The sequence below is a fragment of the Pseudomonas salicis genome (assembly GCF_057128705.1).
Window position 1 is genome coordinate 552,964 of record NZ_JBSKHU010000006.1, and the last position, 9,022, is coordinate 561,985.

Genomic DNA, 9,022 nt, shown 5'->3' on the forward strand with positions numbered 1-9,022 from the left:
CTTCCGCTTGTGGCGGGATTAGATAGTGACTTGGATTGGTGCCCATCTTCCTCTCGTTGCCCTGCTCTCTCCAGACACAGTTCACTTGTATTGTGCTGCTCCAGTTAACTGTGAAGGGGCACTGTTTTGTTCATATATGGGGCAACTGTACCGGTAAGCACCGAAATGGGGCATTTTGTGCGTTGAAATGGTGAAATCTGTGTTTTCGACCCTGAAAACAACCGGTACAGCAGTACAGTTTTTGCCAGAATGGCGTTCAGCCCGCCAGAAGCGGCGACGAAAGGTCATCGCCAATTCCAAACTGTTTTCTCACACCGCCAGCATGCGGCCGGTTTCTTCGAGGTTGAGGTGCCAACTGAGTGCATCGCGCAGCACGTGAGGGGTGTGTCCACCCATGGCGCAAGCACGGAGGAAGTAGTCGTTCAACGCCTCGCGGTATGCGGGGTGCACGCAGTTATCGATGATCACGCGGGCGCGCTCGCGGGGTGCCAGACCGCGCAGGTCGGCGAGTCCTTGTTCGGTGACCAGAATGTCAACGTCGTGCTCGGTGTGATCGACGTGGCTGACCATCGGCACCACGCTGGAAATCGCACCGCCCTTGGCGATCGACTTGGTAACGAAGATCGCCAAATGCGCGTTGCGGGCAAAGTCACCGGAGCCACCGATCCCGTTCATCATTCGTGTGCCGCCAACGTGGGTGGAGTTCACGTTGCCGTACAGGTCGAACTCCAGCGCAGTGTTGATGCCGATAATCCCGAGGCGCCGAACGACCTCGGGGTGGTTGGAGATTTCCTGAGGGCGCAATAACAGTTTCGATCTGTACTGCTCAAGGTTGTCGTAGACCGCATTGTGCTTGCGTTCGGACAGGGTCATTGAGCAGCCCGAAGCGAAATCCAGCTTCCCGGCTTCGAACAGATCGAACGTGGAGTCCTGCAATACCTCCGAATACATCGCCATGCCGTGGAACGGCGAGTCGATCAGCCCGGTCATCACCGCGTTGGCGATGGTACCGACGCCCGCTTGCAGCGGCATCAATTGATTGGTCAGACGGTTCTGGCGCACTTCGTTCTTGAAGAACTCCACCAAATGCCCGGCGATGGCCTGAGTTTCTTCGTCAGCAGGCAGTACAGTTGAAGGTGAGTCAGCCTGATCACTGAATACGATGCCTACGATCTTCGCCGGGTCGATTTTCACAGCGTGGCTGCCAATTCGGCTGTCAGCCTTGAGCACCGGAATCGGCAGGCGTGTCGGGCGGTAAGTAGGTATATAGATGTCGTGCAAGCCTTCGAGCGCCAAAGGCTGTGCGATGTTGATCTCAATGATCACTTGCTCGGCGAGGATTGCGAAGCTGGCCGAGTTGCCCACGGACGAGCTCAGCACCAGATGACCTTCTTCGGTGATCGCCACGCATTCGATGACCGCAATGTCCACCGGCTTGATCTGGCGGTTGCGCAGTTGCTCGACGGTATCCGAGAGGTGCTGGTCGATGAACATCACCGAGCCATCGTTGATCGCCTTACGCAACGTGCTATCGACTTGAAATGGCATACGGCGGGACAGCACGCCCGCTTCGGTCAACTGCTTGTCGAGATCGTTGCCCAGGCTGGCGCCGGTCATCAGGCTGATCTTCAGTGGCGACACCTTGGCGCGCTCAGCCAGCGCCTTGGGTACGGCCTTGGCTTCGCCTGCGCGGGTAAAGCCGCTCATGCCGACGGTCATGCCGTCTTTGATCAGGGAAGCGGCGTCGGCCGCGCTCATTACCTTGCTCATCAAAGACGGCAGGCGAATACGTTCACGGTGCATGGTGTTCTTATCTCAAGACAAGGATGCGAGCAGCAAAGTCTAGAGCGTCGGGTATGGCGCGTCCCATGACTTAGGTCGTATTGGAGGCTCTAAACGGCGGCTCTCAGCGTAAAACACTGTTACAGAAGATGTAAAAAACCCTCGACCGATAGACGCGTCGAGGGTTCGTTCAGCCGCAGGCCAGAGCCTTATTCGACGGCTTTCACCATGTCTTCGATGACCTTCTTCGCGTCACCGAACACCATCATGGTTTTGTCGAGGTAGAACAGTTCGTTGTCCAGACCGGCATAACCGCTGGCCATCGAGCGCTTGTTGACGATGATGGTTTTGGCCTTGAAGGCTTCGAGGATCGGCATGCCCGCAATCGGCGACTTGGGATCGTTCTTCGCCGCCGGGTTGACCACGTCGTTGGCGCCCAGCACCAGCACCACGTCGGCCTGACCGAACTCGGAGTTGATGTCTTCCATCTCGAACACCTGGTCGTAAGGCACTTCGGCTTCGGCGAGCAGGACGTTCATATGTCCCGGCATCCGACCGGCCACCGGGTGGATGGCATACTTCACGGTCACGCCAGCGTGGGTCAGCTTCTCGGTCAGCTCTTTCAGGGCGTGCTGGGCACGTGCCACCGCCAGACCGTAGCCTGGAACGATGATCACGGTGTCTGCGTTGGTCAGCAGGAAGGTCGCGTCGTCGGCCGAGCCGGACTTCACCGGACGAGCTTCTTTCGCGCCATCTACTGCGCCTGCATCCGCTGCGCCACCGAAACCGCCGCCAATCACGTTGAAGAACGAGCGGTTCATGGCCTTGCACATGATGTAGGACAGAATCGCACCGCTTGAACCCACCAAAGAGCCTGCGATGATCAGCATCGAGTTGTTCAGCGAGAACCCGATACCGGCTGCTGCCCAGCCCGAGTAGCTGTTGAGCATCGACACGACCACAGGCATGTCCGCGCCGCCAATCGGGATGATCAGCAACACCCCAATCACGAACGCCAGGATCAGCATGACGCTGAAGGCGAACAGGCTGCCGGTGAACATGAACGTCAGGCCGAAGAACAATGTGGCCAGACCCAGAATCAGGTTCAACTTGTGCTGACCTGCGAACTGCACAGGAGCGCCCTGAAACAGGCGGAACTTGTACTTGCCCGACAGCTTGCCAAAGGCGATGACTGAACCGGAGAAGGTGATCGCGCCGATGGCGGCACCGAGGAACAGCTCCAGACGGTTACCGGTCGGGATCGACTCGCCCAGGTGCGCAACGATGCCCAGGGATTGAGGCTCGACCACGGCCGCGATGGCAATGAACACCGCCGCCAGACCGATCATGCTGTGCATGAAGGCCACCAGCTCTGGCATCTTGGTCATTTCAACGCGCTTGGCCATGATCGAGCCGGCAGTGCCGCCGACCAAAAGGCCTACGATGATATAGCCGATGCCTGCGCTAGCGCCGTCGGTGGACAGCGCTGCCAGTTTGAACACAAGGCCGATCGTGGTCAGCACCGCCAGTCCCATGCCGAGCATGCCGAACAGGTTGCCGCGACGCGATGTGGTCGGGTGCGACAGTCCTTTAAGCGCCTGAATAAAGCAGATCGCTGAAACGAGGTACAACAGGGTGACGAGGTTCATGCTCATTGCTTCGGCACCTCAGTTTTGGCTGGGCTCTTATTAGGAGCAGCCTTTTTCTTGAACATTTCAAGCATCCGGCGGGTGACCAGAAAACCACCGAACACGTTGACGGCTGCCAGCGCGACCGCCAGGGTGCCCATGGTTTTGCCCAGTGGGGTGACGGTCAACGCAGCGGCCAGCATGGCGCCCACGATGACGATCGCCGAAATGGCGTTGGTCACGGCCATCAGTGGGGTGTGCAACGCAGGGGTGACGTTCCAGACCACGTGGTAGCCGACGTAGATCGCCAGCACGAAGATGATCAGGTTGTAGACGCCGTGAGAGATCAGCATGTCTTCCATTGTTTTTATCCTCAGCCGTTCTTGCGGACAATCTGGCCGTCGCGGCACATCAGGCACGCGGCGACGATGTCGTCTTCAAGGTTGATCTCGAACTGGCCTTCCTTGGTGAAGACCAGCTTCAGGAAATCCAGCAGGTTGCGTGCATAAAGAGCGGACGCGTCAGCCGCAACCATCGCAGGCAGGTTGGTGTGGCCGACGATAGTCACGCCGTGCTCGATTACCACCTGGTCCGCCACGGTCAGCGGGCAGTTGCCGCCCTGGGCTGCCGCGAGGTCGATGACCACCGAGCCTGGCTTCATCTGCGAGACCGTTTCTGCGCTTAGCAGCACCGGCGCCTTGCGACCGGGAATCAGTGCGGTAGTGATCACGATGTCCGCCTGCTTGGCACGCTCGTGAACGGCCACGGCTTGACGCTGCATCCAGCTGGCAGGCATCGGACGTGCGTAACCGCCCACGCCGACCGCGGCTTCGCGCTCTTCGTCAGTCTCATAAGGCACGTCGACGAACTTGGCGCCGAGGGACTCGATCTGCTCCTTCACCGCAGGGCGCACGTCAGAGGCCTCGATCACTGCGCCCAAGCGTTTGGCGGTGGCGATGGCCTGCAAACCGGCAACGCCTGCACCGAGGATCAACACACGGGCAGCCTTCACCGTACCGGCAGCGGTCATCAGCATCGGCATGAAGCGCGGGTAGTGATGCGCGGCCAGCAGAACCGATTTGTAACCGGCAATGTTGGCTTGCGAGGACAGCACATCGAGGCTTTGCGCGCGCGAGGTGCGCGGCGCTGCTTCAAGGGCAAAGGCGGTAATCCCGCGCTCGGCCATCTTGGCGATGATCTCGTTGTTGAAGGGGTTGAGCATCCCGATGACAACGGTCCCGCTCTTGATCAGAGCCAGCTCGCTGTCGCTGGGCGCGACGACCTTGAGGATCAGCTCGGCGCCGAAGGCGTCGCCAACGCTGCCAATCGAAGCACCTGCCACTTCATAGGCACTGTCCGTGACACTGGCGGTAATGCCGGCGCCTGACTGGACGGTGACCTTATGACCCTGGCCAATGAGCTTCTTGATGGTTTCCGGAGTTGCAGCAACCCGAGTTTCACCGGACTGGGTTTCTAGAGGGACTCCAATGTGCACGTCAAATCTCCTGCGTGATCTTTTTATCTTTGAAAATAGGCCAGCGCGCTGCGGATGGCGCGTCTGGGGCAGCGATCACCACGTCCCCGCTAGACAAGACGGGGGCGCGGCATTTTGCAGGCGGAATTCGGGGGCTTCAAGGAATTCTGTAACGCGACGTGTACTTAACTACAAGTCACCCTGTGACCGTTTGACGCAATAAAACGCCACAGGCCATATGTTTAAAGGCCTGTAGCGATACCGGTGACATTTTGACTTTTTTTAAAGCCCCTGATGAAAGTGAGGGGTAATCAGGCTGTAAGCCGCGCACATCGTAGCCTTCAGCGTGTTTTGTATAAAGAACAGGGGTGTTTCTTAAATGCGACATTACGAGATATCTGTAGCGCTTTTGGTTTACTAACTACAAAGTCAGCATTTGAATAGAATCAGGCGCAAATCAAGGCAGAGCGTAGGTTTCAGCCTGATGCACCAGCCAGTCCCGAAAGGCTTTCAATGATGCGGATTCGACTTTTCGCTCCGGAATCATCAGGTAATAGGCTTTTACGCTCGACAGCGCATGCGGGTTGGCAATCACCAGTCGCTTTTCGGCCAGTTCTCGCTGGATCAGAAAAGGTGGAATCAGCGCGACTCCCATGTCATGCATAGCCGCTTGAGCGAGCATGGAGAATAGCTCGTATCGCGCGCCTGTCATGTCGCGGGCCACATTCATGTCCATCGAGCCGAACCACTGTCGCCATGCATAGGGCCTGGTGGTCTGCTGCAGCAACGGCATTTCCGATAATTCACGCGCGCTGAGTCGGGGTTTGTTGCCCAGCAAAGCAGGACTACAAACCGGCATGGGGTTTTCGCTCATCAAGCGATGAGATTCCGTACCTGACCAGTCGGCATCGCCGAAATAGATGGCGGCATCAAAGTCGGTGTCCGCGAACAGGAACGGCCGCGTCCGGTTGGTCAGATTGATCGTGACGTCAGGGTTCTGTTGCTGAAAGTCCTTGAGGCGAGGTAGCAGCCATTGAGTTCCGAAGGTTGGAACCACGGCCAGTTCAATCACGTTCGCGCCTTGATGGCCCATGACGGAGAGCGTGTCCCGTTCAACTGCATCGAGTTGGGTAGCGACACGGCGGCTGTAGGAAAGGCCCGCTTCTGTCAGCTTCACGCCCCTTCGTGAGCGTCGGAACAGTTCCACATTCAAGAATTCTTCCAGGCCGCCAATCTGTCGGCAAATGGCGCTTTGCGTGAGCGAAAGCTCATCCGCAGCCTTGGTAAAGCTTTCATGACGCGCTGCAGCCTCGAAGCTGACCAGTGCGGCAGTGCTGGGGATTTTGCGGCGCATGTACCTGAACCTCACTCATTGGCCTGAGATATGGCGCTTTGCACATTCTCGGAGTGAGAAATTAGCACAAGACTATGCGAAATCGTCGTTTGCCCATGGGCCTATCCGCGCCTAGCATCAACTCACGACTTTTCCCGGCAATGTCCGGGAACATCATTTAGCGAGGAGAACGTCATGGGCGGTAAGGCAAGCTTCAACTGGATTGATCCCCTGTTGCTGGACCAGCAGCTCACTGAAGAAGAGCGCATGGTTCGCGACAGCGCCGAGCAGTTCGCCCAAGACAAACTCGCCCCCCGCGTCCTTGAAGCGTTTCGTCATGAGCAAACCGACCCTGCGATCTTTCGGGAAATGGGTGAGGTCGGCCTGTTGGGCGCGACTATTCCTGAGCAATACGGTGGCAGTGGCCTGAACTACGTCTGCTACGGCCTGATCGCTCGCGAAGTCGAGCGCGTGGATTCTGGCTATCGCTCAATGATGAGTGTGCAGTCATCGCTGGTGATGGTGCCGATCAACGAATTCGGTACCGAAGCGCAAAAGCAGAAGTATCTGCCCAAGCTGGCGTCTGGCGAGTGGATTGGGTGCTTCGGCCTGACCGAGCCGAACCATGGTTCCGATCCGGGTGCGATGATCACCCGTGCCCGCAAGGTAGACGGCGGCTATCGTCTGACCGGCAGCAAGATGTGGATCACCAACAGCCCGATTGCTGACGTGTTCGTGGTTTGGGGCAAAGACGATGCCGGTGATATCCGTGGCTTCGTGCTCGAAAAAGGCTGGCAAGGCCTGAGCGCTCCGGCTATCCACGGGAAGGTCGGTTTGCGGGCGTCTATCACAGGCGAGATCGTCATGGATAACGTGTTCGTCCCGGAAGAAAACATCTTCCCGGACGTCCGAGGTCTGAAAGGCCCGTTCACCTGCCTGAACTCTGCGCGTTATGGCATCTCTTGGGGAGCGCTGGGCGCAGCGGAGTTCTGCTGGCACACCGCTCGCCAGTACACGCTGGATCGTCAACAGTTCGGGCGTCCTCTGGCAGCCAATCAGCTGATCCAGAAAAAACTCGCCGACATGCAGACTGAAATCACGCTCGCCCTGCAAGGCTGCCTGCGTTTGGGACGTATGAAGGACGAAGGCACTGCGGCGGTGGAAATCACGTCGATCATGAAGCGCAACTCCTGCGGCAAGTCGCTCGACATCGCACGCATGGCTCGGGACATGCTTGGCGGCAATGGGATCTCTGACGAGTTCGGTATTGCCCGTCATCTGGTGAACCTGGAAGTCGTGAACACCTATGAAGGAACGCACGACGTGCATGCGCTGATTCTCGGGCGTGCGCAGACTGGCATTCAGGCTTTCTATTAAGGAGCCAGTCATGGGCGCGCTATCGCATTTGCGGGTGCTGGACCTATCTCGCGTTTTAGCTGGTCCGTGGGCGGGCCAGATACTCGCAGATCTGGGTGCCGACGTGATCAAGATCGAGCGCCCTGGCAATGGCGACGATACGCGCGCTTGGGGGCCTCCTTTTCTGAAGGACCCAAGGGGCGAGAACACGTCCGAGGCTGCCTATTACCTGTCGGCCAATCGGAACAAGCAGTCCGTCACGATCGACTTCACACGGGCGGAAGGTCAGAAGCTGGTGCGTGAGCTGGCGGCAAAGTCAGACATCCTCATTGAGAATTTCAAGGTCGGTGGGCTCAAGGCGTATGGCTTGGACTACGCGTCGCTGCAAGTCGAGAACCCGCGGCTTATCTATTGCTCGATCACAGGGTTTGGGCAGACCGGCCCTTACGCAAAGCGCGCGGGCTATGACTTTATGATCCAGGGGCTCGGTGGATTGATGAGCCTGACCGGTCGGCCTGAGGGCGAGGACGGTGCCGGGCCCGTGAAGGTCGGGGTCGCTCTGACCGACATTTTGACTGGGTTGTATTCGACGTCAGCCATTCTGGCCGCCCTCGCCCACCGGGATCAGGGTGGCGTTGGCCAGCATATCGACATGGCGCTGCTGGATGTTCAAGTCGCGTGCCTGGCGAATCAGGCCATGAATTACCTGACAACGGGCACACCACCTCGCCGTCTGGGCAATGCGCATCCGAACATCGTGCCGTACCAGGATTTTCCCACTGCCGATGGCGACTTCATTCTTACCGTAGGAAACGACAGTCAGTTCCGTAAGTTCGCGGAAGTTGCTGGTCAGGCGCAATGGGCTGACGATCCGCGCTTCGCCACCAACAAGCAGCGTGTGGCGCATCGGGCTGAGCTGATTCCCCTGATTCGCCAGGCGACGGTCTTCAAGACAACGGCTGAGTGGGTGGCTGCACTTGAAGGGGCGGGTGTTCCGTGTGGCCCCATCAATGATGTGGCCCAAGTGTTTGCCGACCCACAGGTTGAGGCGCGAGGTTTGAGGATTGAGCTGCCCCATGCCTTGGGTGGAACGGTGCCTCAGGTGGCCAGCCCTATTCGGTTGTCGGGTACGCCGGTGGAGTACCGCCGAGCGCCACCGTTGTTGGGGGAGCATACGTCGGAGGTTCTAACCCATCTATTGGGGCTGTCGGACGAGACAGTTATGGCCTTGCGTGAGGCTGGCGTGCTTTAGCGACTCTTCTATATATAGGGCGTCAGGAGTGCTGCCCTATATAAACAGAAGGAACTCGCTGATTTTGCTCATGTTTTGGTTTTTTGACATAAATTTGAAATTAAGTGTTGACGCCTCTCTGGATGTGTCTATAATTCGCCCCACTTCCGGCGCAGTCGGAACCGAAAACTCCTTGAAGATCAACGAGTTACAGGTTC

At 58.0% G+C, this 9,022-nt stretch carries 7 protein-coding genes; 2 read left to right on the plus strand and 5 right to left on the minus strand.

Features of this window, described 5'->3' with window-relative positions:
- Positions 1–309 precede the first annotated feature (309 nt).
- From scpC to ACWKWE_RS23970, 5 genes are all read right to left on the minus strand, one after another.
- Positions 310–1,803 (minus strand): succinyl-CoA:acetate CoA-transferase ScpC, encoded by a 1,494-nt coding sequence (scpC, locus tag ACWKWE_RS23950; RefSeq protein WP_483851894.1) that lies wholly within the window; start codon positions 1,801–1,803, stop codon positions 310–312.
- A gap of 188 nt (positions 1,804–1,991) precedes the next feature.
- Positions 1,992–3,437, minus strand: a complete 1,446-nt coding sequence (locus ACWKWE_RS23955) for an NAD(P)(+) transhydrogenase (Re/Si-specific) subunit beta (RefSeq protein ID WP_483851895.1) — start codon at positions 3,435–3,437, stop codon at positions 1,992–1,994.
- The gene (locus tag ACWKWE_RS23960; RefSeq protein ID WP_166593830.1) at positions 3,434–3,772 is read right to left on the minus strand and encodes an NAD(P) transhydrogenase subunit alpha part 2; all 339 of its coding nucleotides are present in this window, start codon (positions 3,770–3,772) and stop codon (positions 3,434–3,436) included. Before ACWKWE_RS23960 ends, ACWKWE_RS23955 begins: the two co-directional genes overlap by 4 nt.
- A gap of 11 nt (positions 3,773–3,783) precedes the next feature.
- Positions 3,784–4,905, minus strand: a complete 1,122-nt coding sequence (locus ACWKWE_RS23965; RefSeq protein ID WP_401151830.1) for a Re/Si-specific NAD(P)(+) transhydrogenase subunit alpha — start codon at positions 4,903–4,905, stop codon at positions 3,784–3,786.
- A 436-nt stretch (positions 4,906–5,341) separates the two neighbouring features.
- Positions 5,342–6,238, minus strand: coding sequence for a LysR family transcriptional regulator (locus tag ACWKWE_RS23970; RefSeq protein WP_166593828.1), 897 nt, complete (start codon positions 6,236–6,238; stop codon positions 5,342–5,344).
- Positions 6,239–6,412: 174 nt separating this feature from the next.
- Here ACWKWE_RS23970 and ACWKWE_RS23975 point away from each other — a divergent pair, with 174 nt between their 5' ends.
- Both ACWKWE_RS23975 and ACWKWE_RS23980 read left to right on the plus strand, forming a co-directional pair.
- Positions 6,413–7,594, plus strand: a complete 1,182-nt coding sequence (locus ACWKWE_RS23975) for an acyl-CoA dehydrogenase (protein WP_341961209.1) — start codon at positions 6,413–6,415, stop codon at positions 7,592–7,594.
- A 10-nt stretch (positions 7,595–7,604) separates the two neighbouring features.
- Positions 7,605–8,825, plus strand: a complete 1,221-nt coding sequence (locus ACWKWE_RS23980; protein ID WP_483851896.1) for a CaiB/BaiF CoA transferase family protein — start codon at positions 7,605–7,607, stop codon at positions 8,823–8,825.
- Positions 8,826–9,022: the final 197 nt, after the last annotated feature.

Bases quoted from the DNA above. Each gene is read 5' to 3' on its own strand.
- ACWKWE_RS23975 (WP_341961209.1), top strand. From the start codon at position 6,413: ATGGGCGGTAAGGCAAGCTTCAACTGGATTGATCCCCTGTTGCTGGAC.
- ACWKWE_RS23970 (WP_166593828.1), bottom strand. From the start codon at position 6,238: ATGCGCCGCAAAATCCCCAGCACTGCCGCACTGGTCAGCTTCGAGGCT.
- ACWKWE_RS23955 (WP_483851895.1), bottom strand. From the start codon at position 3,437: ATGAGCATGAACCTCGTCACCCTGTTGTACCTCGTTTCAGCGATCTGC.
- ACWKWE_RS23960 (WP_166593830.1), bottom strand. From the start codon at position 3,772: ATGGAAGACATGCTGATCTCTCACGGCGTCTACAACCTGATCATCTTC.
- scpC (WP_483851894.1), bottom strand. From the start codon at position 1,803: ATGCACCGTGAACGTATTCGCCTGCCGTCTTTGATGAGCAAGGTAATG.
- ACWKWE_RS23980 (WP_483851896.1), top strand. From the start codon at position 7,605: ATGGGCGCGCTATCGCATTTGCGGGTGCTGGACCTATCTCGCGTTTTA.